The sequence below is a fragment of the Amycolatopsis sp. NBC_01480 genome (genome assembly GCF_036227205.1).
GTDB lineage: Bacteria > Actinomycetota > Actinomycetes > Mycobacteriales > Pseudonocardiaceae > Amycolatopsis.
Window position 1 is genome coordinate 9,517,912 of record NZ_CP109442.1, and the last position, 25,498, is coordinate 9,543,409.

The window sequence follows — 25,498 nt, forward strand, 5'->3', positions numbered from 1 at the left end:
GTGCCTACACCACCGACCCCCGACGCGTCCGCGCCGAAGCGCGACAAGACGCGTTACCTGTACCTGGCCGTGATCGTCGCCGTGGTCCTCGGCGTCGCCGTCGGGCTGCTGGCCCCGGGCGTCGGCAAGCAGCTGGCCCCGCTGGGCACCGGCTTCGTCAACCTGATCAAGATGATGATCTCGCCGATCATCTTCTGCACCATCGTGCTCGGCATCGGCTCGGTCGCGAAGGCGGCGAAGGTCGGCAAGGTCGGCATCACCGCGCTGGTCTACTTCATCGTGATGTCGACGTTCGCGCTCGCCATCGGCCTGGTCGTGGGCAACCTGCTGCACCCGGGCGCCGGGCTGCACCTCAACCCCGCCGACGTGTCCAAGGTGCACGACCAGGCCAAGGGCGCCGAGAGCGGCGTCGACTTCGTGCTCGGCGTCATCCCGACCAGCTTCGTCTCGGCGTTCACCGAGGGCCAGGTCCTGCAGACGCTGCTGATCGCGCTGCTGACCGGGTTCGCGCTGCAGAAGCTCGGCCCCCGCGGCGAGCCGATCCTGCGCGGGATCGAGCACGTCCAGCGGCTGGTGTTCCGCATCCTGTCGATGATCATGTGGGCGGCGCCGGTCGGCGCGTTCGGCGCGATCGCCGCGGTGGTCGGCGCCACCGGCTGGGGCGCGCTGCGCAGCCTGCTGGTGATCATGCTCGGCTTCTACCTGACCTGCCTGGTGTTCGTGTTCGGCGTGCTCGGCACGGTGCTGTGGCTCGGCGCGCGGGTGAACATCTTCAAGCTGCTCAAGTACCTGGGCCGCGAGTTCCTGCTGATCCTTTCGACGTCCTCTTCGGAGTCCGCGCTGCCGCGGCTGATCGCGAAGATGGAGCACCTCGGGGTCAGCAAGCCGGTCGTCGGCATCACGGTGCCCACCGGCTACTCGTTCAACCTCGACGGCACGGCGATCTACCTGACCATGGCGACGCTGTTCATCGCCACGGCGCAGGACGAGCCGCTGGCGCTGGGCGAGCAGATCACCTTGCTGCTGTTCATGATCCTGGCGTCGAAGGGCGCGGCCGGCGTCAGCGGCGCCGGCATCGCCACCCTCGCCAGCGGCCTGCAGTCGCACCGGCCGGAGCTGGTCGACGGCGTCGGCTTCATCCTCGGCATCGACCGGTTCATGTCCGAGGCCCGCGCGCTGACGAACTTCGCCGGCAACGCCGTCGCGACCGTCCTCATCGGATCGTGGATGAAGGAGTTCGACCGCGGCAAGTCGGAGCAGGTGTTCGCGGGCAACGCCCCGTTCGACGAGGCGACCCTGCTCGACGAGAAGCCCCCGGCCGCCGCCGAGCCGAGGCCCGAGCCGGTGGCCGCGGGCAGCTGACCCGTTCCGCGTCCGCCTGAGCTGGCCTCGGCGAGCGCGAAACGCCAGTGTGCCGTGTTCCGTGAGCGTCCCCCGTGCTCACGGAACACGGCACACCTTCATTTCTGCGCCGGTTCGCAGCCGGCGTGCCCGTCGTAGGCCACGCGCGCGACGGCGATCGCCTCGCGGTGCCGCCCGGCCCAGTCGACCAGGCCGGCCAGGCTGTCGTAGAGCTCGCGCGCCATCGGCGTCGCCTCGTACTCCACGCGCGGCGGCACGGTCGGGTAGACGGTGCGCACCAGCAGCCCGTCGCGCTCCAGATTCCGCAGCGTCAGTGTGAGCATGCGCCGGCTGATGCTGGGCATCGAACGCTCAAGCTCGGTGAACCGGGCCGGGCCGCGGGTCGCCTCCAGCAGGATGCCGATCGCCCACTTGCCGCTGATCCGGTTGATCACCTCGAGCACCGTGCACGCCGCGAGTTTCTCCGGGTCCGTGGCGCCGGCCTGGTCGGTCACAGCGATGTTCCCCTGGGACATGAAAGTGCCTCCTTACGCGCGCTCCGATGGTCACACATGATGGTCGCTGTAACAAGAGATTCCCTGAGCACCACCTGGGGAAACTCTTCGACGACCGTTCTGGAGGGACCGAAATGCCGGAAGTCGCCCGTTCCCGGGCCGTGGCGCTGGGAGTGCTCTGCGCCGCCTCGATGATGGTGGTGCTCGACAGCAGCATCGTCGCGGTGGCCCTGCCCTCGATCCAGGCCGAGCTGGGCTTCTCCGCCGCGGGGCTGGCCTGGGTGGTGAACGCCTACCTGGTCGCGTTCGGCGGGCTGCTCCTGCTGTCCGGCCGGCTGGGCGACCTGGTGGGCCGCCGCCGGGTGTTCCTCGCCGGGCTGGCGCTGTTCACCGTGTCTTCGCTGGCCGCCGGGCTCGCCACGAACGCCGGGGTGCTCGTCGCCGCGCGGTTCGCGCAAGGCGTCGGCGGCGCGCTCGCTTCGGCGGTGGTGCTGGGCATGATCGTGACGATGTACCCGCCGGGCCCGGGCCGGGCCCGCGCGATCGGGGTGTACAGCTTCACGCAGGCGGGCGGCGCGTCGATCGGGCTCATCGCCGGCGGCGCGCTCACCCAGGCGCTGAACTGGCACTGGACGTTCTACGTCAACCTGCCCATCGGCGTCGCGGCGCTGGTGCTCACGCTGCTCGTGGTCGAGGCGGATCGCGGGACCGGGCTGCGCTCGGGCATCGACACGCTCGGCGCGGTGCTCGTCACGGGCGGCGTGATGCTGCTGGTGTTCGGCATCGCCGGGGCCGGCGACCACGGCTGGACGGCCGGGACGGTGCTGCCGCTCGCCGCCGCCGTGGTGCTGCTGGCCGGGTTCGTGCTGCGCCAGGCCCGCGCACGCACGCCCCTGCTTCCGTTGCGGCTGCTGCGGGTCCGCGCGGTGGCGGGCGCGAACCTGACCATGGTGCTGATGGTGGCCGGGTTCCTCGGCTTCCAGTTCGTCACCGCGCTGTACCTGCAGAAGGTGCTGGGCCTCGACGCGCTGAGCACCGGCATCGCGTTCCTGCCGACGCCGGTGGTGATCGCGCTGTGCTCGCTCTGGCTGTCCGACCGGCTCAGCGCGCGGTTCTCCCCGCGGGCGGTGCTGGTGGCCGGGCTGGTGGTGGTGATCGTCGCGTTCGGGCTGCTGACCCAGGCGCCGGCTTCGGGCAGCTACTTCGTGCACGTGCTCCCTTCGCTGGTGCTGATGGGCGCCGGCGCGGGCACGGCGATCCCGGCGCTGATCGGGCTCGCGATGTCGGCCGCCTCGCCCACCGACTCCGGCGTCACGTCGGGCTTGATCAGCACCACCCAGCAGGTCGGCGGGGCCATCGGTACTGCTGTGCTGGCCACCGTCGCGGCTTCGCGCACGGCCGGGCTGGCGGACGTCGGGGCGCGGGAAGCACTGGCGTCGGGGTATCGGCTCGCGTACGGGTTCAGCGCCGGGTTCGTGGTGCTCGCCGCCGTGGTCGCGGCGGCGGTGCTGGCCCGCCGTCCCCGTGCGGCGCAGGAGTCGCCGGAGCTGTGCGTGGCGGGTCAGGCGAGGTAGGCGGCCAGGCCGCGGTGGCCCCGGCGCATCATCCACGCGTGGTTCGCGCGGAAGAACGGCCGGGCCACCACGTCCAGCTTGCGCAGCAACGGTTTCCGGGCCCGCACCTGCTGCGTGATGACCAGCCGGGTGCCCTCGCCGACCGGCTGGAGGTCACCGGCGAGGAAGCCTTCGAGGTCGCCGGTCAGCCGTACGCGGACCTGGCCGGCGCCCGGGTCCTGCTGCTCCCGGTGCATGCCGATGACGAGCCGGTACGGCAGCCGCGAGCGGCAGACCAGCTCCGCGGTGTCGCCGTCGACCTGCCGCACCGACCGGACGTCCGCCCACCAGCGCGGGTAGGACTCGAGGTCGACCACGGCGTCGAAAACGCGGGACGCGGGCACGGCCGGGAGCCACCAGGTGCTCCGGAACCGGTACTCCGCGCCCACCGTCCCGCTCCCGCTCAGACCTGGGCCGAGACCAGGTCGCGGCCGTCGAGGGTGACGATGCCGACCGAGCCGACGTCCGCGGGCGCCACGACCGCCGAACCGTCGAAGCCCGGTGACGTCGCCTTCCCGGACACCTGCCAGCTGCCGGCCACCCACTTCTGGCCGTTCTTGGAGGTGATCACGAGCTGGCACTTCTCGCCCGCGGGAATGCCTTTGAACGCCACGTGCACCTTCACCCAGCCCGCCGCCGGGATCACGGACGCCGTCAGGCTCGCGCCGGTGGCGGGGTTCGTCGCGGACAGCTCGCGGGTCCCCGGCACCGGGGCCTGCGCCACCGGCGACGACGCCGGCGCGGTCTGACGGCCGATCGCCACCCCGCCGCCGAGCACGACCACCGCGATCACCGCGGCCGCCGCGAGGGTGAGCCCCCGGCGCGGCCCTTTCCGCCGTACGGCCGGTGCTTCGACGCGGATCTGGCGCAACGTGCGCTGCAGCAGCAGGTCGCCGGCATCGGGCGGCCCGTCGAGAAAAGCCTCCGGCGGCACCAGGTCGAGGGCTTCGCGCAGCGCCCCGAACTCCTGCAGCTCGCCGCGGCACTGCTCGCACGTCGCCAGGTGCCGTTCGAACTCGGTGGTGTCGCCCGGGTCGAGCGCGCCGAGGACGTAGGCGCCGAGCTGCGTGTGCTCCTGTTCCACCGCGCTCATGCCACTACCTCCGTTCCGGCACTCGCCATGGCCGCGCGCAACGCCCGCAGCGCGTAGTACGTCCGGGACTTGACCGTCCCGGGAGCGATCCCCAGCAGTTCGGCCGCCTCCGCGACCGACCTCCCGCGATAGTAGATCGCCACCAGCACATCGCGGTGCTCCGGCGTCAGCTCTTCGAGCGCGTCCAGCACCGCCATCGAGTCGACGACCCGCTGCGCGTGGTCCCGCTGCACCGGCGGCACCGCCAGCCCCTCCGGCTGCTCAGCCACCTCCTGCGGCCGCGACGCCCGGGCCCGCGCCCTGTCCGTGATCAGGTTGCGAGCCACGGTAAGGAGCCACCCCCGCACCGACCCACGGCCGTCGACGGTGAGGTCGCCGGCATGCTTCCAGGCCCGGATCAGCGTCTCCTGCACCACATCCTCGGCGGCCGCGGGATCGCCGGTGAGGCGGGTCGCGTAGGCCAGCAGGCTGCGGCCGTGCTCGGTGTAGAGCCGCTCGACCAGCTCCTCGGCGGCGGCTCGCCGGGCCCGGCCTCGTCCGATCGCCACTCTTGAGCTGCCGGCGGTTTCCCGAGTTGCCGGGGGCAGTGGTGTGGCCTGGGTCCGCTCGGTTCGCGCCTCTGCAGTTCGGGTCGTCGAACCTCGGGCTGCACCGGTTCGGACCATCGCTGCCCGAACAGCTTGGGCGCGGACCACCGCGCCCCGGACCACCGCGTTTCGGACCGCAGTGCCCCGGACCGCTGCGTCCTGAGCCGTCGCGGCCCCGGCCACGAAGTCCTGTCGTCCCAGTGCCACCGCCGTGTTCACCCGGGAGCCGCCCCCTTTCGATGTTCCGTGCCGGTGCGGATCCCCGGCACCTTCCACACGGATGCCGACGCCGAACGGTTCACCGGCGTGCTCCCGGTCACCGGAACGTGCCTTGTCGCTCACGGGGCGCGGTTCCTAAGCTGGCCCGGCACCGCCGCCGCCCGCACGTTCCGGAGGCCTGCCGTGCCCGAGAAGTCCCGCCGCCCGTTGGGCAGCCTGCACGCGCGGACCGCGCTGTTCCCGAAGGTCGGCATACGTGGGCTGGCCGCGCCATTCAAACGAACTGGTCTGGTTGCGCGGACCAAGAGGCTCGCGCTCACCACCCTGCTCGCGTCGGCAGCTTCGGTCGCGACAGCCTGCTCGTCCCCTGCACCGACGGCCACCCCACCGATCGCTCAGCCCCCGGCCCTCACCGCGACCCTGACCTCGCCGACGAACATCGTCCTGCACTGGCCCGCAGCAGGTCCCGGCATCGCCGGCCACCTGCTCGAATACGCCAACGCCCCGGACGGCCCGTGGACCGCACTGCAGTTCCTTCCCCCGGACCAGACCAGCTACACCCACCCCGACCTGATCCCGGAAACGCCGTTCTACTACCGCGTCCGGCCGTTCTCCGGCCCGGTGTCAGCGGCAGTCAAGGTCGGCTCCACTGCCGCGAGCCCCAGCCAGCCCGCTGCACCTGATCAGCCCGCCGCACCCAGCCGAGCAGCCGCATCCGGCGACACCACCGCAAGCAGCAGCACCGCACCCCGCCAACCCTCCGCCGCAAGCGCGCCCAGCCCCGGCGACGCCGCCGCCCCCACTGACCTGCGCGCGACCCCGGGCGAGGACACCAGCGTCGTATTCACCTGGACCGATCACACCACCAACGAAGCCGGCTTCCTGCTGGAACTCCGCAAGCCCGGCGAGACCGGCTTCACCCCCGTCGAGGTGACCGACCCGAACACCACGACCTGCGCCCTGTCCCTGCTGCCCGGCGAACAAGGCTCGGACTTCCGGGTCCGCGCCCTCTCCTACGGTCCGCTGTCCCCCGTCGTGCACCGCACCACCGGCAAGGACTGACCGGCCCGCCACTGAAGCTGACACGCCAACGCATTCGGCGGCGGCTCTCGCGGGAGCCGCCGCCGAGTACGTCAGGCCGAGACAGCGTCAAGCCAGGTTCAGCGTGAAGCGGGTTACAGTGTCAGGCCGGGTTCAGCACACCGCGGAGATACTCACCGGTGTAGCTCTCCGCAACCTCCGACAGGTACTCCGGCGTGCCCTCCGCAACCACCGTGCCACCGCCCGAGCCGCCTTCCGGGCCCATGTCGATGATCCAGTCGGAGGTCTTGATGACGTCGAGGTTGTGCTCGATCACGATCACCGTGTTGCCCTTGTCCACCAGCCCGTTGATCACGCCGATCAGCTTGCTGATGTCCTCGAAGTGCAGGCCGGTGGTCGGCTCGTCGAGGATGTAGACCGTCTTGCCGGTGGAGCGCTTCTGCAGCTCACTGGCCAGCTTCACGCGCTGGGCCTCACCACCCGACAGCGTCGGCGCGGGCTGCCCGAGCCGGACGTAGCCGAGCCCGACGTCGACGAGCGTGGCCAGGTGCCGGTGGATCGCCTTGATCGGCTCGAAGAACTCGGCCGCCTCCTCGATCGGCATGTCCAGCACGTCGGAGACGGTCTTGCCCTTGTAGTGCACCTCGAGCGTCTCGCGGTTGTACCGCGCGCCCTTGCAGACCTCGCACGGGACGTAGACGTCCGGCAGGAAGTTCATCTCGATCTTGATCGTGCCGTCGCCGGCGCACGCCTCGCAGCGGCCGCCCTTGACGTTGAACGAGAAGCGCCCCTGCTGGTAGCCGCGCACCTTCGCCTCGGCCGTGGCCGCGAACAGCTTGCGCACGTGGTCCCACACGCCGGTGTAGGTGGCCGGGTTGGACCGCGGGGTCCGCCCGATCGGCGACTGGTCGACGCGCACCAGCTTGTCGACGTTGTTCAGCCCGTTGACCCGCGTGTGCCGCCCCGGCACCTGGCGCGCGCCGTTGAGCTTGTTCGCCAGCACCTGCGCCAGGATGTCGTTGACCAGCGTGGACTTGCCCGAGCCGGACACGCCGGTGACCGACACCAGGCAGCCCAGCGGGAACGACACGTCCAGCCCGCGCAGGTTGTGCTCCCGCGCGCCGACGACCGTCAGCTGCCGCTTCTTGTCGATCGGCCGCCGCAGGGCGGGCACCTCGATCCGGCGCTGCCCCGACAGGTACGCCCCGGTGATCGACTCCTTGTTCTTCAGCATCTTCTTGTACGGTCCACTGTGGACGATGTGGCCGCCGTGCTCGCCCGCGCCCGGGCCGATGTCGACCACCCAGTCGCTGGAGCGGATGGTGTCCTCGTCGTGCTCCACCACGATCAGCGTGTTGCCGAGGTTGCGCAGCCGGGTCAGCGTCTCGATCAGCCGGTGGTTGTCGCGCTGGTGCAGGCCGATCGACGGCTCGTCCAGCACGTACAGCACGCCCACCAGCCCGGAGCCGATCTGCGTGGCGAGCCGGATGCGCTGCGCCTCGCCGCCGGAGAGCGTGCCCGACGCGCGGTCGAGCGAGAGGTAGGTGAGCCCGACGTCGAGCAGGAACCGCAGCCGCGCCTGGATCTCCTTGAGCACGGCGCCGGCGATCATCGCCTCGCGCGGGCCGAGCACCAGCTCGTCGAGGAACCGCGAAGCCTCGTCGATCGACAGCGCGCAGACCTCGGCGATCGAGCGCTCGCCCTGCGTGCCGTGCTCCAGCGTGACGGCCAGGATCTCGGGCTTGAGCCGGGTGCCCTGGCAGGTCGGGCACGGGACCTCGCGCATGTAGCCCTCGTACCGCTCGCGCATGTACTCGGACTCGGTCTGCTCCTGGCGCCGCTCGAGGAACGGGATGACGCCCTCGAACGCCGCGTAGTACGAGCGCTGCCGGCCGTAGCGGTTGCGGTAGCGGACGTGCACCTGCTCGTCGACACCGTGCAGCACCGCCTTCTGCACCCGCGCCGGCAGCTTGCGCCACGGCGTGTCCATGCGGAAGCCGACGGCCTCGGACAGCGACTCGAGCAGCCGGATGAAGTAGTCGGCGCTCTGCCCGCCCGCCCACGGCGCGATGGCGCCCTCGCCCAGCGACAGCTCGTCGTCGGGCACCACCAGCTCCGGGTCGACCTCCTTGCGGATGCCGATGCCGGTGCACTCGGGGCACGCGCCGTAGGGCGAGTTGAAGGAGAACGAGCGCGGCTCGAGGTCCTCGATCGCCAGCGGGTGCCCGTTGGGGCAGGCCAGGTTCTCGGAGAACCCGCGCACGCGGTGCGCGTCGTTCTCCGGCAGGTCGACGAACTCCAGCTCGACCAGGCCGTCGGCCAGCCGCAGCGCGGTCTCCACCGAGTCGGTGAGCCGCTGCCGCGAGCTGGTCTTGACGCTCAGCCGGTCGATCACCACGCCGATCTGGTGCTTCTCCTGCTTCTTCAGCTTCGGCGGGTCGGTGAGCGGGTGCACCGTGCCGTCGACGACCACGCGCGCGTAACCCTGCTGCTGCAGGTTCTGGAACAGGTCGAGGTACTCGCCCTTGCGCCCGCGCACCACCGGCGCGAGCACCTGGAAGCGGGTGCCCTCGTCCATCTCGAGCACCTGGTCCACGATCTGCTGCGGCGTCTGCTTGCTGATCAGCTCGCCGCACTTGGGGCAGTGCGCCTTGCCCGCGCGGGCGTAGAGCAGCCGCAGGTAGTCGTAGACCTCGGTGATCGTGCCCACCGTGGAGCGCGGGTTGCGCGAGGTGGACTTCTGGTCGATCGACACCGCGGGCGAGAGGCCCTCGATGAAGTCGACGTCGGGCTTGTCCATCTGCCCGAGGAACTGCCGGGCGTACGCCGACAGCGACTCGACGTAACGCCGCTGCCCCTCGGCGAAGATGGTGTCGAAGGCGAGGCTCGACTTGCCCGACCCGGACAGGCCCGTGAACACGATCAGGCTGTCGCGGGGCAGGTCGAGATCCACGCCGCGGAGGTTGTGCTCGCGGGCACCGCGAACAACGAGGCGATCAGCCACGCCCACGTCCCTTCAGTTCATTCTCAGCTGCGGAGGCCGGCCCGGTGGAAGTCCTGCACGAGCGGCCGCGCCCATGCTAGGACGGACCACCGACAAAAACGGGCTCCACGGCCTTGACCTGCGGTTTTCCGGCTTCCCGGCGGTCGCCGGGCCGGGACGCCGAGGTCCGGTCCGGCAGCGGCCCGGTTCCTGGTGCACCAGCTGGAGACCATACGAGACCCCGCCGGACCCGGTGACCGCCGGGGCGACCCATGGGAGGCACGGAAACCGGGCCCCGCGGATCACCAGGACGGCCGGCGCACAGGAAATTCAAGTCCGATCCCAGGATACCGATCGCGACGAGCAACCGCCGGTATGAGGAGCAGCACCCGGACGAGTCCCAGCACCACACGATCGGTGCGACTTGACAGCCGTAGCGGCACCGCCAGTGGCGGTCACGCGGGTGGAAGCGACGGCGCCACCCCGGCTACCGTGTGCTCTTGTGAACATCGTCGACTCTTACACCGGGCACGTCGAACCGGGCGGCGACGCCGCGCGACGCACGCTGGATGCGCTGACCATCACGAAGCTTTCGGTCGGGCCGATGGACAACAACGCGTACCTGCTCGTCTGCCGCGCCGAGAACGAGGCCCTGCTCATCGACGCGGCGAGCGACCCGGAGCGCATCTCGGACCTGATCGGGCACGGCCCGGAGCGCCCGGCGCTGCGCACCGTCGTGACGACCCACCAGCACCCGGACCACTGGCAGGCCCTGGGCGCGGTGGCGGGCGCGAACGGCGCGAACACCGCGGCGCACCCCCTGGACGCCGAGCCGCTGCCGATCCCCCCGGACTTCCTGGTGGAACACGGCGACGCGCTGAAGGTGGGCCAGGTCACCCTGGAGGTGATCCACCTGCGCGGCCACACCCCTGGCTCGATCGCCCTCCTCTACCGCGACCCGACCGGCCACGCGCACCTCTTCACGGGCGACTCGCTCTTCCCGGGCGGCATCGGGCGGACCACCTCACCTGAGGACTTCACGTCCCTGCTTGACGACGTGTCGTCGCGCATCTTCGACGAGCTGCCGGACGACACTTGGTTCTATCCGGGCCACGGGGACGACTCGACGCTTGGGGCGGAACGTCCGAAGCTGGCTGAATGGCGCGGACGCGGCTGGTGAGCAACTACTCCGAGCAATGCCTATGTCACCCATAGGCTGACTGCTGCCACCTGCTCAGAGGACAGCTTATGGCTCGAAAGTCCCCGACACTGGGAATTTCGAGCCATATCGCCGTCCTTGAGGAGGCAGGCGAATGCACCCTGGCCGCCCGCTGGTGGCAGTCAAATGCAAAAGCGGTGAGCTCAATGCCCTCCGCCAGCTCAGCTCCGCGGACGACGCGCAGGCAGACGTGATCGTCGAGCTGCTCGATTCCGTGAAGCCCAGCGGTAAACTGCTGCCCGCACTCGTCCAGGCCGCGGTCAACGTCGCGCAATTCAACCGGACCTTGTGGCTGGACACGACTTGGCTCACCGCCGGCAGCCCGCTGGCACAGCAACGGGGCGGGGTTTTCGAGTACCTCGACGACATCATCGAATCCGCCATGGTGCAGAGCCTGGGGCTCCTCGCCGTCGATCGGGCCGGCTTGGTCCCGGTCATCTCGGTCGACGCCTCGAACGACGAACTACGGCGGGTCCGGCTGCTGATCGAGCACAAAGACCGCGATATCGCCATCCGGATCCGCCGCCCGGCACCGAGGCTCGCCGAGCGGATCCGATCGATCATGCGGTTGACCGGCACCGAGCCCGGACGCGTCCATGCCGTGATCGACACCGGATTCGTCGAAACCGTACGAGCCCATCAGGTGGCTTCGATAGCGGAAGCCGCTACGACGACGTCAGATCTGCTGGGTCCCGGGGCGACCAAGCTTCTGGCCGGATCGATCCCACGCGAACGGAAGACCTACGCGACAATCCTGCTTGACCGTCCAGAGGTCACGCTGTGGAACGAGGTACGCAACGGCTGCTCCGGCGACATCGGTTACGGCGATTACGGTGTGACGCACCCAGAGCCTCCCGCAGCCGGGGGCAACGCCCGAAGCCCTTTCCCCTACCTCTGTTACACGGTGCCTCGAAGGACCGTGATACTGCGCCGGAAACAGAAGAAAGGCGATGTGGCGGCCGAATTGTTCGCCGATCTGGCCGAGGAACTGGTCGAGCGAGACGACTTCGCCGGTCCCGGCTATTCATGGGGCGATCGCGAGTTGACGCAGTGCCGGCCGACCGGCAGCAAGGTCGCCGGGGCGGTACCCCGATGGATCGCCATGGCCACCTCGCACCACCTCCAGCACGTGTCACACCGGCCTGCGGACGATCTCTGACTTTCGTCTGCGGCACCGCCTTCCCGCCACCGGACGTCGTTCGCCGGCTCCGGCCGACAGCCTCACCGCCGGGCGCGGTCGACCACCTCGTCTCCGGTCAGGGTCGTGGCCGGGTGGTGGCTGAGGCAGAAGGGCGGGCGCACCTTCTGGAACCGGATGTTGTCGCTCGTCACGTAGAAGGTGCCGGGTGGGAGGGTGGCCAGGTCGGTCAGGTCGCGGCCCTTGTTGCGGGCCAGTTCCCGCGCCGCGTCGATGTGGGCGGCGGTGTTCTGGCGGCCGAAGAACTGCGTGGTCGCGTTGCCGGAGATGCGGCTGTGCACGGCTTTCGGCGCCTGTGTCGCGAGGATCATGCCCAGCCCGTACTTCCGGGCCTGCGACGCGAGCCGGATGCTGCTGTCCGTGCTGGCCGCGTGGCTCGTCGACGGGGCCAGGTCCTGCGCCTCGTCCATCACCAGCAGGCCGCCGAGCGGGCGGTCCCGCGCCGGGTTCTTCTTGATCCAGGCGAACAGTTCCAGCTGCAGCCGGTTGACGAAGCTCTGCTGCTCCTCCCGGTCCGGGATGCCGTCGAAGTTCACCACCGACACCCGCGCGTGCCGGCCCTCGGACGGGATCAGCAGCGAACCCGGCTCGACCGGGTTCGCCGACCGGCGCAGCGCCGGGTCGTTGATCTGCGCGGTACGCAGGTTCTCGGCGAGGTCCGCCGCGATGGTGCCGGCGTTGGCCAGGCCGCTCACGCTGTCCGGGAGGTCCGTGAGCACGTCGATCAGCCCGTCGAGACTCCGGCCGCCGGTGCCGGCGTAGTACTGCAACGCCTGCCGGAGCACCGCCCGGCCCCGGTCCGCCTTCGCCGTCTTCCCGCCCACCCGCGCGCTCGACGCCAGTGACGCGACCGCGGCGTTGACAGCGAACTCCAGCTCGTCAAGATCGTCCAGCACGGCCGCGAAGTCCGGCAGTGGCGGGAAGCTCAACGGCCGGCCGTTCTGCTTTCCCGGCGTCCACACGACAACCTCGGTGCCACGGAGGTACTCGGCGGCCTTCTCGCGGTCCCCCTCGCCCCACCTCGCCGGCGGCGACGGCCACGGGTCGCCGAGGCGCGCGAGGTCGTTGTTGAGGTCCAGCACGATCGAGGAAACGCCCTGCAGCGCGCATTCCTCGACCAGCCGGCGGATGAGCACGGTCTTCCCCGAACCCGAGCCGGCGAAGATCATCACGTGCTTGCGCAGGGTTTCGAGCGGGACGCCGACCGTCGACCCGTCCGCGGCCAGCCGGCCGACCGGCACCGTGGGGACGCCGGTAGGCATCGCGGAAGAACCGGGCTCGTCGACGACCGGCGCGGCAGGTTCGACTGCCCGCGCAACAGGCTCGGCAACAGGCTCGGCGGGCACACCTCCGGGGAGGTCCGGCAAGACCGCGGACAGCAACTCGCTCCCGGACGCGGGCCGGCGCGCGCCGAGCCAGTCGAAGAAACCAGGCCGCTGCTCCTCCGACATGACCTGCAACGCCGAGAAGACCCGGAGGTCCTGCTCGGTGATCGGCACCGAAAGCCCACCGGCCACGGTCATCTTCTTGAGGTGCTCCTGCGTGGCCGCGCCCCGCGCCCACGGGATGTTGCGGATCAGCACGAGATGGCGTCCGCCGCCGTCGTGCACCCCGGACGCGGTGATGGCGTTCTTCAGCCGGCTCACCGCGTTGCGGCCGTCGTTGCTCGACGCCGCGCGGAAGGACCACCGTTCTTCGGTCTCGTCCTCGTCGACGGTCCACCGGAGCCGGGCGTGCAGCGAGGGCCGCCGTCCCGCGGGCGGCGGGTCGACGGTCCACTCGCCTTCCGAGCCACGCTCCCTGACCCACGCGGCCAGGGCGGCGCGAAGCAGCGGGGGCACCGCCTCGTCCTCCCGGTCCGGGTCGAGCGGGCCGCGCACGTCGGCGGCGGCCTTCAGCTCTTCGAACCGGGCGTCGAACGGCGCGAGGTCCGCCGTGGACGGCAAAGGCAGCTCGCCCGAGACCACGCCGTCGAACGGCAGCACCTCCAGCGCGGACTCGTCGAACGTCACCAGCTCGCGGATCTCCCCGCTCTGCAGGCACGCCTCGGCGTGGCGGGAGATCCGGTTCAGCACCTCGCGCGGGGTCAGCGTGCTGATCCCGGCGAACGCCGACTCAGCCACCGGCCAGGTCTGGTGCGAGGGGGCGAACGAGATCCGCTCGTAGGTCCGCTGGAGCCAGGACGCGACGAGCTCGCGGCCGATCCCGTCGTCCTGGAGCCGGTTGAGCACCGACGACGCGGTGAACCGGTCCCGCACCGACGCGACCGCCTTGTTCCTGATCAGATCCCAGGTCTGGGGCAGGCAGGCGACGACCGTGAGCGTCCGCCGGGTCTCCTCGCGCAGCAGCATCAGGCCGTCGGCGACCTCTTCGATCTTCGTCTCGGTTTCCTCGTCGTCCTGCGCCGAGCCGATCTGGGTGGTCCGCTTCCGGGACTGCGCGACGAAGGTGTCGATCTGGTCCACGGCGATCACGCTCGGGCCGGTCAGCGCCAGCAGCTTGGACACGTCGCCGACGACCTCCCGCGGCGACGGCGCAGCGGCCCGGAACCCCCACGTCCGCCGGTCCTCGGGGTCGAGGTCCTCGGCCGAGTGCAGCCGGTCCTCCCCGATGGTGTTCAGCCGCGAGGCGTCGGCCGCCAGCAGGACCAGCGCGCGGGCGACGTCCTGGCAGTCGAACGCGACCCGCCGGTCGTACCGCTTCAGCGCGGCGATGAACTGGTCCAGCTCACGCGGGGTCAGCTCCGTCTCGCCCCGCACCGCCGCCGCGAGCGGCGGCGGCACCTTCGCCAGTGCGCAGATCCGTTGGAGGAACACACCAAGCTGGTTCTGTCCGTTCCGGCCGTCCTCCATCAGCCCGTGCAGGATCGCGTCGGCGATGTCCGCCCAGAACCCGCTGACGTCGCCCAGGTTGCTGAGGAAGAAGTAGCCCTCGGCGCGCAGCTGCTGGCGGAACCAGCCGAGCAGGTGTGTCTTGCCCGCCCCTTGCCGTCCGTTCAGCACCACGCCGATCGGGCTCGGCCCCTGGCTGTCGGCCGCGGCCCGCAGTCCTTTGGCGAGCATGCCTTGCGCCTCGGCGTTCAGGGACCGGACGTGGACCGGCTGCGTCGTCCACACGTGCTCCTGGGTCAGCGCGGAATCGGCGCGCAGCGCTTCCAGCGCTTCCCTCGGCCCGGCGCTCATCACTCCGCCATCGAGAGGAGGTGGTTGTCCTCACCGCCGATCCGGACCGCGGCCGCGCGGTCCTCGGCCGTGAGCGTCTTCTGGTTCGCCTCCGGGATGAGCGTCCCCCCTTTGCCGTCCAGGTCCTTGAGCACCTGGTCCACCTCGTGCCTGGGCAGGCCGTCGAGCTGCCGGCGCAAGTCGGTGAGGCTCACCCAGTCCTCGGGCTCGGCGGCCAGGTCGGCATAGGCCCGGCGCACCCGGTCCACAATGGACGCTTCGGCGTCTTCCTCGGCCAGCTCGGGCACCTCGGCGGTGAACAGCTGGTCGATGGTGAGCCGGTTGGCCGACAGGTACCGGTCCAGCGCCGCGGTCATCCGGTGGACGACCCGGTCCAGCGGGGCCGGCCGGCCGCCCGGGGTCGCGGTGAACTCGGCCCGGCACCAGGTCCAGCCACGCTCGGTGAGCGCGTGCTCGTAGGTCCGGCCCGATTTCTCGCTGGTGACCAGTTTCTCCGCCTTGAGCACGCGGCGGTCCTCGCCGACGATGCGCAGTCCGCAACACTCGTCCAGCTCCGGGTTGGAGATCACCCGGGCCTCGGCCATCAGCGCGTACAGCAGAGTGCGCTGGAGGCTGCTCAGCTTCGGCTTGTCCTGCGGCATTAAGACGCTCCTCGTGAGTCGATGTCGAGCACGGTGAAGCCGGTGGGATCGGTGACGTGCAGCTCGGTTCGCCGGCTGTGGAGGATCACCGCTCCCCGGACCTGGACCCGGCGCTGCTCGTAGTGCGCGACGATGGCGGACTCGTAGGTCCGGCGGTCGGGCAGCCGGACGTGCAGCTTCCGGCGCGCGGTGCCGGCCAGCGGGGTGTCCGCGCTGACGTCGATCGCCCAGTGGTCGCGATCCAGACGCGGGATGAGCCCGGTGACGGTGACGACGGCGGGCACCTCGGGCAGGGACACCACGCCGTCGTCGAGGGTTTCGAGCAGCCGGAGACGGGTGGCGGTGGCCCGCAGCCGGTCGCCGGCGCCCGGTTCGAAGCGGTAGACAGCGGGCGGCAGGTCTGCCGGCAGGGTGCGCGACCAGCCGAAGCCGATTTCGAACGAGCGTTCCTCGGACTCGTCGGACAGGGCGCCCAGCACGTCGCAGAGATCCGCGGAAAGCGGCGCCCCGCCCGGGTCGGCTTTCGGTTCCGCGGCCGGGTCGCTGAGCACGGAGACCGCGCCGTGCAACCGCTGGGTCACCAGGCGGCCCAGCGGCATCCCGGAGCCGTCGGACTCCCCGAGCGGTACCCGGACCGGCACGATGTAACTGCCGGGCCGGCCCGTGCCGACCTGGATCCCGGCCATGAACCGGTCGACCGCCGCGGACCCCTCGCCACCGGACGACGGGTCCCCGAGGACGGCGTTCGACACCGCCCGGAACGCCCCGCCGATGCGTGCGACGGCCGAGAGCGCGTGCCGCAGCGTGGTGAATCCGGACAACGGCGTCAGGAACCGGAACCGCTGCGTGTCGGCCGGGGACGAGCCGATGTCCTGGGCGATTTCGCCCGGCGCCCGGTCCTCGACCGCGGCCAGAACGTCGAGGATCTCGCGCACGCGCAGGTCACCGTCGCCCATGCCGTCGCGGGCGGGGACGAGGACGTCGGCGCCGTCGCGCGTCCAGATCGACGCGCCGCGCCACTGGAGCGGGCGGAGTTGCCAGCCGGTTCCGCGCAGGTAGTCGGCGATGGCCGAGACGCCGAGGGCGGCCGTCATGCGACGCTCCCGTCCTGCGGCTGCACCGAGCAGACCAGCGCGCGCAGGCTGCGGACGGTCAGCACGTTCGCGACCGGCACCCGCACGGAGCGGTGGCGCTCGGGGCTGGGCTCGCCGACGGGGGCCTCGTCGCGGCCCGACCAGTAGTAGGCCAGGTGCCGGAAGAGCATTCCGTCCGTGCGGAATTCAGCGTACTCGCCGATTTCCGGTGGAACCCTGACCAGCACCAGATACCGCGGGATGGTGAAGTCGTCACCGGCGATGCGGTTGAATTGCACCTCTGTGATTCCGGTGAAGTCCCATTCCGCTGCGGATGGCGCTTCGCGCGGGTCCGGCCACGCCCGAATCTGCACTTCGATACCCGGCGAAGCGACGCCGTTCACGCGGCCGGGGAAACGAATGCCGAGGTCGATTCCGTCCCGCTCGAGACTGTACGCGCGCACGAGCAAGCCAGCCGCGGAGGCAAGCGTGCGGACGTAATCCTCGCCGAAATTACCGTGGCGACCCAAGGCTTCCAGCACACAACCTCCCCCGGCTGTGATCATGAAGAGCGGCGGAGGAGAGCTTACGCGGCAGCTTATTCGCTGTCAGCGGAGGAAACCCGGATGGACCACCGGCGGCAACGATCGAGAAACGAAACCATTCGACGAACCAGGCCCCGATGACGGGTACTGATTCCCGGACAAAAACGCGACAGAAACCGGAAAAGCGCAGGTCCGCCGGGTAACGTCGGCACCGCACGCGACCCGGCGGAATGATCGACTCCACCGTCCCGCCGATAAACGACAGGAATTGTCCGGTCCGAGCACGGCCCAGCGCTGGCACAATCGGCGGATTCAGCCTCGTTCGTACGGGACCTTCTCCCCCGCTTCCACCGCCAGCGGCAGGCGGTTGCCCTCGGGCGGGAGCGGGCAGGTGGCGAAGTCCGTGAAGGCGCAGGGCAGGTTGACGGCGCGGTTGAAGTCCAGCGTCACCGTGCCGTCGGCGGACGGGGCGGCGACCGGGAGCGAGCGGTTGGCCGCGTACGTCGTGACGCCGCTGGTGGCGTCGGTGAAGAGGATGCTGAGGCCGCCGTTCTTGCCGTTGAACGCGGTGAGCGTGTGCTCCTCGCCGCCGAGTTCGAAGCGAACCCGGCCGGGCGCGGTGTAGACGTGGCTGAGCCCTTCGACGACCGCGCCGACGGTCGTGGGCCGCGGCGAGTCGAACGGCTCGAACCGCGCCTTCACGGCCCAGGCCGGGTCCGGCTCGTAGGACGGGACGCCGTGGAACGCTTGGAGTACCGGCGCTTTCGGGTCGTGCACCCGGATCAGGTACCCGGACCGGCGCGCGATCTCGATCTCGAGGTCACCGGCCGTCACCCGGGTCCCGGCACCGCTGTTGACCAGCTCGAACCGGCGCACGGCAGTGATCGGCTCGCCGTCGTGGACGAGTTCGCCACCGTCCGGGTCGACGTACGCGGCGTCCGCGTCCTGCCACCAGCGGCCAGGCAGCCCGGGGTACTCGCGCGGGGTGTCCTCCAGCCAGTCGAGCGAAACGAGCGCCAGCCACCCGTACGGATCGGCGAGGTCGGTTTCGCGCCGGGTCTTCCAGTCCTGCCACTCGCGGGCGAAGTCCACGGTCATCACGTGCCCCTTTCGTCGGCGCCGGTGCTGTGAGGGGGAACGTCCGGGCGGGCGAGGCATTCCCGGTCCCAGCATGCGGGCACGCTGCGCGTAACGGACCGCGCCAGGCGGGCGACTACCTGGCGCTACCAGGAGGTCGACAATGTGGTCGCTGTTCACCAAGAAGGCTCCTCCGACGGTCGCGCTGACCCCGCCTCCACCGAACGCGCCGGATTACCTGCCGTTGCCAGACGACGGACGGTTCCCGGTCGCCGGGGAATCGCACTACCAGCCGGCCCTGTTCGCGGCCGCGCGTGGCCGGGTCGCGGGGCAGGAGTTCGACGAGCACCTCCCCGTGACGGCGGCGCTCACACCCGAGCCCGAAAACGAATGGGACCACCACGCCGTGCGCGTCGACGTCTTGATCGACGGGAAGCCGTTCAGAGTCGGCTACCTGCCACGGGAACTCGCCGCCGAGTACCAGCCCTCGCTGCTCGCGCTGGGGGAACGCGGTTTCGTGGGCACCTGCGCCGCGCGGATCACCGGTGGCGGCGAGCGGTTCTATGGCATCTACCTGCACGTCTCCCGGCCGCGTGACCTGCGGGTCGCGCTCGGGTTAGCGGAACCGTTCGTCGCCCGTCGGACGGAGGGAGCGGTGCTGCTGCACAACGACTGGTCGTGCACGGTGACCCAAGAGCACGCGCACCAGGACGTGCTGGCGCGCTACGCACCGGCTCCCGGGGGCGAACCGCGGGCCGTGATCGCGTCGCTTTGCTTCTGTCTCATCGGAAGCGGGAAGTACCGCGGGCAGGAGGCGATCGAGGTCCGGCTGGACGGGGCGCGGGTCGGCGAGCTGACGCACGCCATGTCCCAGCGGTACGGCGACCGGGTGCGGGCGCTGACCGGCCAGGGGCTCGCGGTCACCTGTGAAGCGTTCACGATCAGGACCGCGAGAGGCGTCGAGGTCGGATTGCGGATGCCGCCGGGCCGGTGAACCGATCGCGCGCGGCCGAGCCTCCGCGAGCTCCGGCGGCCGGATCGGTAGGGTCGCCGCGTGGCGGAGGACAACGAACAGGCTGTGGAGATCTACACCGACGGCGCCTGCAGCGGCAATCCCGGCCCCGGCGGCTGGGGCGCGTACCTGCGGTACGGCCGGCACGAGCGCGAGCTCTACGGCGGCGAGACCACGGTGACCACCAACAACCGCATGGAGCTGATGGCGCCGATCCGCGCGCTGGAGAGCCTCAAGCGCCCGTCGGTGGTGCGGATTTACACCGACAGCACCTACGTGCGCAACGGCATCACGCAATGGGTCGCCCGCTGGAAGAAGAACGGCTGGCAGACCCAGGCCAAGCAGCCCGTGAAGAACGCCGACCTCTGGCAGCGCCTCGAGTCCGCGGGCGAACGGCACCAGGTCGAGTGGCTGTGGGTCAAGGGACACGCGGGCCTGCCGGAGAACGAGAAGGCGGACCAGCTCGCCGTGCGCGGCGCGAAAGAAGCCGCCGAATCCGGGGTACGGCGCGCACGGGCGTGATCTTGGCCGGACCCGCCTGACCTCAGTCGCCGAGTCCGGGGGGTATGGCGCCCGAGCGAGATCGTGGCTGGACCAGCGCGACCTGCGCCGCTGGGCGCGAGTCCGCCGCGCCTGGGGCCTGATCCTGGCCAGACATGCCGAGGCACACCACTACCGCCGGGCAGACGGAGGGAGTGCGGGACGTGCAGGACGAGCGCTCTGGCGCGGGGCACCGACCTTGAGCGTTGGCGCCGAGCCAAGGAGGAACCCGGGCCTGCACGGCCAAAGCGTCCGGCTCGTACGTCACGTTCGCGTTCTGGCGCGGGTAACTTCACGGCGCTCGGGAGATGGCGAAGGACATCGGTCCCGTGCGGTTCGCCACCTGGGTCGCCCGGGCAAAGGAGCTGGCGACACAATCGGTCCGGTGAGTACCTCCTGCCCCTGCGGCCTCGGCGAGCCGTATGACCTGTGCTGCGGCCGGCTCCATGACGGAAGCCGGTCCGCGCCGACTGCCGAGTTGCTGATGCGTTCGCGGTACTGCGCGTTCGCCGTCGGGGATTCGGCGTATCTGCTCGAAACCTGGCACTCGACTACCCGGCCGAAGCGACTGCGGTTGGACGGCGATCGGGTGTGGACCGGGCTGGAGATCATCGGGCGCACAGGTGGCGGGCTGCTGCAGAACGAGGGCACGGTCGAGTTCCGGGCGCACTACCGGCTCGACGGCCGGTCCGACGCGCAGCACGAGAACAGCCGCTTCGTCCGCGAAGCAAGTCGCTGGTTTTACCTCGACGCGCTCTGAAAGCGTGCTAAACAAGGCGCCGATGGGGAAACTGACCCGCCGCGCCCGGGCCAAGGCGGACTACCTGACCTTCGTCGGCTCCGGTGAGTGGCCGGTTGCCGTGTCCGCGATCGGCGTTGTCCTCGGCGTCGTGACGGTTTTGCCCAGCGCGTTCGGCGTGGTGCTTTCGATCGTCGCGCTGGCGCTGGGGATCGTGACGCTCGTGCGTGACGTCCGCCTGCTGCGGCGGCGCTGGGCCGGTTACGAGTTCACCGCCATCGCCGCGCCGTTCCCGACGGCCGAGCTGCCACCGCCGCCCGCATATCCGGGCGCGGAGTACCTCGCTGTGCCGGCCCGGGGCACCGCGCTGCTCAGCACCGCCATCGACACGGCGCTGAGCGAGGAAACCTTCGGCATCACCGTCGCCGAGGAGCCGTACCGGCTGCCGCCGAAGCTCAAGGCCACCGCACCGCACGTCCTCCCGCTGCGCGCCCGCGGGCGGCTGCTGTTCAACGGCCCGATCGTCGGCATGCGCGGCGAACCACTGCCCGTCACGGGCGCGCGCCCGGCACCGATCGTGCTGCACCGCGCCCGGTTCTTCGACGCCGTCTGCTCGAATGAACTCGCCTCGCTGCGGATCACCAGCACAGCGACCGGTGCGGAATACGACCTGCGCCGCGAAGAACTGGCGGACTCCGCCGGCGCGCTGCGGACGCTCGCCGGCAGTTCGCTCGCCGACCTCGTCGGCGTCTCGACGATCGCGTTCACCACCGACGGCAAGCTCGTCGCCGTCCGGCAGTCGGCGCGGAACTCGGTGAGCGGGCTTCTGCTCGCGCCCTCGGGCAGCGGCTCGCTGGAGCCGCGCGACCTGCGCACGGCCGAGGGTGGCGAGCGGCGGCTCCTGCACACCGCCGTCGCCGCGGGCATGGAACGCGAGCTCCGCGAGGAGTCCGGCGTATCCGCGGACGAGATCACTTCGACTCGCCTCACCGGCTTCGCGCGGTGGATGGAACGCGGCGCCAAGCCGGAATTCTTCGGCGTCACCACATTGTCGGTCGACAGCTCCACACTGGCCGAGCGCCGTCCGCGCGGAGCGGAACGCCTGTACAGCGCAGGCGTGACGATGCTGAACGTCGACCTCGCCGAGATCGGCCACGCACTCTCGTCCGGTACGGCGCTCCCGGACGCCCTCCCCGCACGGCTGCGCGACGACGGCTCACTTCCGTTGCTGCTCTGCCTCCGCGCCGCGGCGCTCGCGCAAGTCAGGCAGTCAGACGAAAAGACCCGTTAAGGCGCCCCGCCGTCACGATCACGCGCCGAGGTAGTCATCGCCGCGAGCGGCCACCAGGCCGCCAGGCCAGCAGCGCCCACCGCCGCAGCACCTCCGGCGGACCGGTCGAGGCAATCGACAGCCGATTCGATCACCGTCCCATCAAGCCCCCTCCCACAACAGCCGCTGCTCCCGGTCCGGGTCCGGGACGGTCCGGGTGACGTCGTCGAACAGGCGGGTCATCCGGTGCCCCGGCTCGTACTGGGGCCAGCCGGGGTCGCCGGTGGTGACGAAGGCGTGCCAGGCCTCGAACATCTCGGTCGCGACCCCTTGCAGGCGGGCGGGGTCCGGCTTCTTCGCGGCGAACAAGAAACGCCAGTTCCGGTTGGCCACGTCGTCGAACATCAGCAGCAGGTCGAGCCCGTGGGGAGCGCCGAGGCCGCGGCCGCGCGGGGCGATCCGCCAGTCCAGCCGGTACATCCAGGCCGCGCCGCCCGCCGCGTGCTGGGTCTCGGCCAGGCGGATCGCGGGCAGCCACCAATCGCCCGCGGTCAGGGCGCGGTTGCGGAGCTGATCCTCCGGCCAGTCCGGTAGCAACGAGCGGTACGCCGCGGTCATCTTCTCGATCGCGGCGGCGTCGAGCATCGTGGAGCCCGAGCCGAGCAGGTTCGCGCCGCCGCTTTGCAGCCAGGAGAACAGGTCCTGCTCGTCGGCCGTGATGCCGGTCAGCACCCGGACGTCCCGCGCCGCGCCCCCGGCGACCGCTTCCCCCGGCCGCTCCGGCACCAACGAGCCGTCGACCACCACGCGATAGGTCACCAACGTGCCCGACGCGGCCGCAACCCGTTGCTGCGCCTCAAGAATCCGCTTCACCGGCAACGTTGCGAGCGCCTCGGCCGGCACGTCCAGATCCGCCAGCACGGCCGAAGCCACCGCGGCGCCCTCGTCCGGCGTGTGCACCACGGACCCGACGCCGGTGCCGCTCTGCACGATCGCCTGCCGGAACAGCCCGCGGGCGGCGGGCACGGCGAGCAGCGTGCCGACGGTCCGGCCGCCGTTCGACTGCCCGGCGAGCGTGACCCGCGCCGGATCGCCGCCGAACGCCTCGACGTTGTCCCGCACCCACTCCAGCGCCAGCACCTGGTCGCGCAGCGACAGATTCCCGTCGGACACCCCCGGCAGGTGCAGCATGCCGAGCACGCCCAGCCGGTACGCCAAGGTCACCACCACGACCCCGCGCCGCGCGTACGCCGACGGGCCGAACTGGTGCGGCGAGCCCATTACCCCGCCCCCGCCGTGGATCCACACCAGCACCGGGTACGGCCCGGGCGCGTCCGGCGCGTACACGTTCAGGTACAAACAGTCCTCGTCGCCGGTGAAACCGCGCCCGGTGAGCTCGGGCTGCGGTGCCACCGCGGCGAACCTCGTGGCGTCGCGAACACCCGCCCAGGGCGGCGCCGGGCGAGGCGCGCGAAAGCGCAGCCCGCCCACCGGTGGCTCGGCGTACGGCACACCGAGCCACACCGCGGTCCCCTCGTGGGTCTCCCCTTGCACGGCCCCGCCGCGCACCTCGACTGTCTTCACGCGGGCCAGCCTAACGATCACCACCGACAATTCCGGGGCTCCCGTGAGCGCGACCTCGGGGTCCCGGGTGATGATTACCCCCGTGGAGTTCGCGGCAGGGTTGGTAGGGCTGGTCGTGACGGTCCTCCTCGTCACGGCGATCGCGCGGCGGCTGGACTGGTCGGCGCCCCTGTGCCTGGTGGCTGTGGGGGTCGCCGCGTCGTACGTGCCGGGGGTGCCGGAGTTCCAGCTCGACCCCGAGGTGGTGCTGCTCGGGCTGCTGCCACCGCTGCTGTATTCGGCCTCCATCCAGACCTCGCTGATCGCGTTCCGCAAGCTGCGCGGGCCGATCGCGCTGCTGTCGGTGGGACTGGTCGTGTTCACCACGTTCGGCGTCGGGCTGGTCGCCTGGGCGGTGGTGCCCGGGCTGCCGCTGGCGGCCGGCATCGCGCTGGGCGCGATCGTGGCGCCGCCGGACGCGGTGGCCGCGAGCGTCGTCGCCCGCCGGGTCGGCATGCCGCGCAAGCTGGTGCGGCTGCTGGAGGGCGAGAGCCTGTTCAACGACGCGGCCGCGCTGGTCGCCCTGCGCACGGCCATCGCCGCGATCGCGGGCTCGGTCACGCTGTGGCAGGTCGGCCTCGACTTCCTGCTCGCAGCCGTCGGCGGTGCCGTGGTGGGCGGCGTGATCGGCGTGCTGGCCTCCTGGGTGCGGGCGCGGATGGACGACCCGGTCAGCGACACCGCGCTCTCGTTCGCCGTGCCCTTCGTCGCCTACCTGGCGGCGGAGGCGGCGCACGGCTCGGGGGTGCTGGCGGTGGTCGTCGCCGGGCTGATCCTGGGCCACCGGTCGCCGCGGATCCTGTCCGGCTCGTCGCGGCTGGCCAGCCGGCTCAACTGGCAGACGGTGCAGTTCCTGCTGGAGAACATAGTCTTCCTGCTGATCGGCCTGCAGCTGCGCCGGATCCTCGCCGAAGTGGCGAAGAGCGGGCTGTCGTTCGCGGAGCTGGTGGGCATCTGCGCCGCGGTACTCGGCGCGACGATGGTGACGCGGATGCTGTGGATGATCGGCATCGGCCTGTCCAAACGGCTGAGCCACCGGCTGCACTCCATGCGGGCGAAGATCTGGCCGTGGCGCTACTCCGCGGTGATCGCGTGGGCCGGGATGCGCGGGGTGGTGACGCTCGCCGCCGCGTTCGTCCTGCCCGCCGACACCCCGCAGCGCGCGGTCCTGGTGCTGGCGGCGTTCGTGGTGGTGGCCGGGACCCTCGTGGTGCAGGGCATGTCGCTCCCCCTGCTGATCCGGCGGCTGCGGCTGCCCCGTCCGGACCCGGCGGAGGACGCGCTGCAGGAGGCGGCCGTGCTCAACGACATGACCCGCGTGGCGTTGGCCCGGCTGGAGGAGCTGCGCACGCCCGACGACCCGCCCGAGGTGATCCAGCGGCTCCAGGACCGGCTGCAGTACCGCGCCGACTCGGCCTGGGAGCAGCTCGGCCGGCAGGGCACGCTCGCCGAGACGCCCAGCGACGCCTACCGCCGGTTGCGCGTGCAGCTGCTGGAGGTGGAGCGTGAGCAGTTCCTGAGCGCCCGCGACAACGGGACCGCCGACGACGACGTGTTGCGGCGGGTACTGGCCCGGCTCGACATCGAGGAATCGATGCTCGACCGCGATGAGGAGGAACCGCTGGTGGACGAACGTGAGCTGAGCACCCCGGCCGCCACCGCCGGCTCGTGCAAGCACCTTTCGCACGAGTGGAAGCCGGTCGAGCCGAGTTCGGCCGACAGCTGCGCGGCGTGCATCGCGGAGGGCACCACCTGGGTGCACCTGCGGATGTGCGTCAAATGCGGCAACGTCGCCTGCTGCGACTCCTCGCCGCGCAAGCACGCGACCCAGCACTTCCACGACAGCAGGCACCCGGTGATGCGCAGCTACGAGCCTGGCGAGAGCTGGCGGTGGTGCTTCGTGGACCTGCAGCTCGGCTGACGCCGGATCGGCACAGCCAGGGCTGCACCACGCAACGTTGGGCACCCGAAGGCTCGTGAGTGTCTA

21 protein-coding genes are annotated in these 25,498 nt (G+C 71.0%); 10 read left to right on the top strand and 11 right to left on the bottom strand.

Features of this window, described 5'->3' with window-relative positions; translation table 11 throughout:
• The gene (locus OG371_RS44270) at positions 1–1,362 is read left to right on the top strand and encodes a cation:dicarboxylate symporter family transporter (protein ID WP_329063251.1); all 1,362 of its coding nucleotides are present in this window, start codon (positions 1–3) and stop codon (positions 1,360–1,362) included.
• A gap of 98 nt (positions 1,363–1,460) precedes the next feature.
• Here OG371_RS44270 and OG371_RS44275 read toward each other — a convergent pair whose 3' ends face one another.
• Entirely contained in the window at positions 1,461–1,877 is a 417-nt protein-coding gene (locus OG371_RS44275; protein ID WP_329063253.1) for a winged helix-turn-helix transcriptional regulator, read from the bottom strand.
• A 113-nt stretch (positions 1,878–1,990) separates the two neighbouring features.
• Here OG371_RS44275 and OG371_RS44280 point away from each other — a divergent pair, with 113 nt between their 5' ends.
• Positions 1,991–3,430: a DHA2 family efflux MFS transporter permease subunit gene (locus OG371_RS44280; protein ID WP_329063255.1), complete on the top strand. Its 1,440-nt coding sequence runs from the start codon at positions 1,991–1,993 to the stop codon at positions 3,428–3,430.
• On the opposite strand, the gene OG371_RS44285 is transcribed toward OG371_RS44280, so the two are convergent.
• The 3 genes from OG371_RS44285 to OG371_RS44295 are packed head-to-tail and all read right to left on the bottom strand — an operon-like array spanning position 3,418 to position 5,110.
• The gene (locus OG371_RS44285) at positions 3,418–3,858 is read right to left on the bottom strand and encodes an SRPBCC family protein (protein ID WP_329063257.1); all 441 of its coding nucleotides are present in this window, start codon (positions 3,856–3,858) and stop codon (positions 3,418–3,420) included. The genes OG371_RS44280 and OG371_RS44285 overlap by 13 nt on opposite strands.
• Before the next feature lie 14 nt (positions 3,859–3,872).
• Positions 3,873–4,562 carry an anti-sigma factor family protein gene (locus OG371_RS44290; protein WP_329063258.1) on the bottom strand — a complete coding sequence of 230 codons (690 nt, stop codon included), beginning with the start codon at positions 4,560–4,562 and terminating at the stop codon, positions 3,873–3,875.
• Entirely contained in the window at positions 4,559–5,110 is a 552-nt protein-coding gene (locus OG371_RS44295) for a sigma-70 family RNA polymerase sigma factor (protein WP_329063260.1), read from the bottom strand. Before OG371_RS44295 ends, OG371_RS44290 begins: the two co-directional genes overlap by 4 nt.
• A gap of 441 nt (positions 5,111–5,551) precedes the next feature.
• On the opposite strand from OG371_RS44295, the gene OG371_RS44300 reads away from it, so the two are divergent.
• Positions 5,552–6,430 carry a fibronectin type III domain-containing protein gene (locus tag OG371_RS44300; protein WP_442876053.1) on the top strand — a complete coding sequence of 293 codons (879 nt, stop codon included), beginning with the start codon at positions 5,552–5,554 and terminating at the stop codon, positions 6,428–6,430.
• A gap of 121 nt (positions 6,431–6,551) precedes the next feature.
• On the opposite strand, the gene uvrA is transcribed toward OG371_RS44300, so the two are convergent.
• Positions 6,552–9,413: an excinuclease ABC subunit UvrA gene (uvrA, locus tag OG371_RS44305; protein WP_329063263.1), complete on the bottom strand. Its 2,862-nt coding sequence runs from the start codon at positions 9,411–9,413 to the stop codon at positions 6,552–6,554.
• Between the two features lie 481 nt (positions 9,414–9,894).
• Here uvrA and OG371_RS44310 point away from each other — a divergent pair, with 481 nt between their 5' ends.
• Positions 9,895–10,572: an MBL fold metallo-hydrolase gene (locus tag OG371_RS44310; RefSeq protein ID WP_329063264.1), complete on the top strand. Its 678-nt coding sequence runs from the start codon at positions 9,895–9,897 to the stop codon at positions 10,570–10,572.
• 133 nt (positions 10,573–10,705) lie between these two features.
• The gene (locus tag OG371_RS44315) at positions 10,706–11,770 is read left to right on the top strand and encodes a beta family protein (protein ID WP_329063266.1); all 1,065 of its coding nucleotides are present in this window, start codon (positions 10,706–10,708) and stop codon (positions 11,768–11,770) included.
• A gap of 62 nt (positions 11,771–11,832) precedes the next feature.
• Here OG371_RS44315 and OG371_RS44320 read toward each other — a convergent pair whose 3' ends face one another.
• From OG371_RS44320 to OG371_RS44340, 5 genes are all read right to left on the bottom strand, one after another.
• Positions 11,833–14,991: a helicase HerA domain-containing protein gene (locus OG371_RS44320; protein WP_329063268.1), complete on the bottom strand. Its 3,159-nt coding sequence runs from the start codon at positions 14,989–14,991 to the stop codon at positions 11,833–11,835.
• The gene (locus OG371_RS44325; RefSeq protein ID WP_329063270.1) at positions 14,991–15,632 is read right to left on the bottom strand and encodes a hypothetical protein; all 642 of its coding nucleotides are present in this window, start codon (positions 15,630–15,632) and stop codon (positions 14,991–14,993) included. Before OG371_RS44325 ends, OG371_RS44320 begins: the two co-directional genes overlap by 1 nt.
• Complete coding sequence (locus OG371_RS44330; protein WP_329063272.1) at positions 15,632–16,726, bottom strand: hypothetical protein; 1,095 nt, start codon at positions 16,724–16,726, stop codon at positions 15,632–15,634. The genes OG371_RS44325 and OG371_RS44330 overlap by 1 nt, the downstream gene beginning before the upstream one ends.
• The gene (locus OG371_RS44335; protein ID WP_329063274.1) at positions 16,723–17,247 is read right to left on the bottom strand and encodes a DUF4365 domain-containing protein; all 525 of its coding nucleotides are present in this window, start codon (positions 17,245–17,247) and stop codon (positions 16,723–16,725) included. The genes OG371_RS44330 and OG371_RS44335 overlap by 4 nt, the downstream gene beginning before the upstream one ends.
• 315 nt (positions 17,248–17,562) lie before the next feature.
• Entirely contained in the window at positions 17,563–18,348 is a 786-nt protein-coding gene (locus OG371_RS44340; RefSeq protein ID WP_329063276.1) for a DUF1684 domain-containing protein, read from the bottom strand.
• Positions 18,349–18,490: 142 nt separating this feature from the next.
• On the opposite strand from OG371_RS44340, the gene OG371_RS44345 reads away from it, so the two are divergent.
• From OG371_RS44345 to OG371_RS44360, 4 genes are all read left to right on the top strand, one after another.
• Complete coding sequence (locus OG371_RS44345) at positions 18,491–19,321, top strand: HIRAN domain-containing protein (protein ID WP_329063278.1); 831 nt, start codon at positions 18,491–18,493, stop codon at positions 19,319–19,321.
• Between the two features lie 60 nt (positions 19,322–19,381).
• Positions 19,382–19,861 (top strand): ribonuclease HI, encoded by a 480-nt coding sequence (gene rnhA, locus OG371_RS44350; protein WP_091617017.1) that lies wholly within the window; start codon positions 19,382–19,384, stop codon positions 19,859–19,861.
• A 403-nt stretch (positions 19,862–20,264) separates the two neighbouring features.
• Positions 20,265–20,639 carry a YchJ family protein gene (locus tag OG371_RS44355; RefSeq protein ID WP_329063282.1) on the top strand — a complete coding sequence of 125 codons (375 nt, stop codon included), beginning with the start codon at positions 20,265–20,267 and terminating at the stop codon, positions 20,637–20,639.
• Between the two features lie 22 nt (positions 20,640–20,661).
• Positions 20,662–21,909 carry a hypothetical protein gene (locus OG371_RS44360; RefSeq protein WP_329063284.1) on the top strand — a complete coding sequence of 416 codons (1,248 nt, stop codon included), beginning with the start codon at positions 20,662–20,664 and terminating at the stop codon, positions 21,907–21,909.
• A 141-nt stretch (positions 21,910–22,050) separates the two neighbouring features.
• Here the strand turns inward: OG371_RS44360 and OG371_RS44365 are convergent, their stop codons facing one another.
• Positions 22,051–23,472, bottom strand: coding sequence for a carboxylesterase/lipase family protein (locus OG371_RS44365; RefSeq protein ID WP_329063286.1), 1,422 nt, complete (start codon positions 23,470–23,472; stop codon positions 22,051–22,053).
• A gap of 70 nt (positions 23,473–23,542) precedes the next feature.
• Between OG371_RS44365 and OG371_RS44370 the strand changes: the two genes are divergently transcribed.
• Complete coding sequence (locus OG371_RS44370; RefSeq protein WP_329063288.1) at positions 23,543–25,432, top strand: Na+/H+ antiporter; 1,890 nt, start codon at positions 23,543–23,545, stop codon at positions 25,430–25,432.
• Positions 25,433–25,498: the final 66 nt, after the last annotated feature.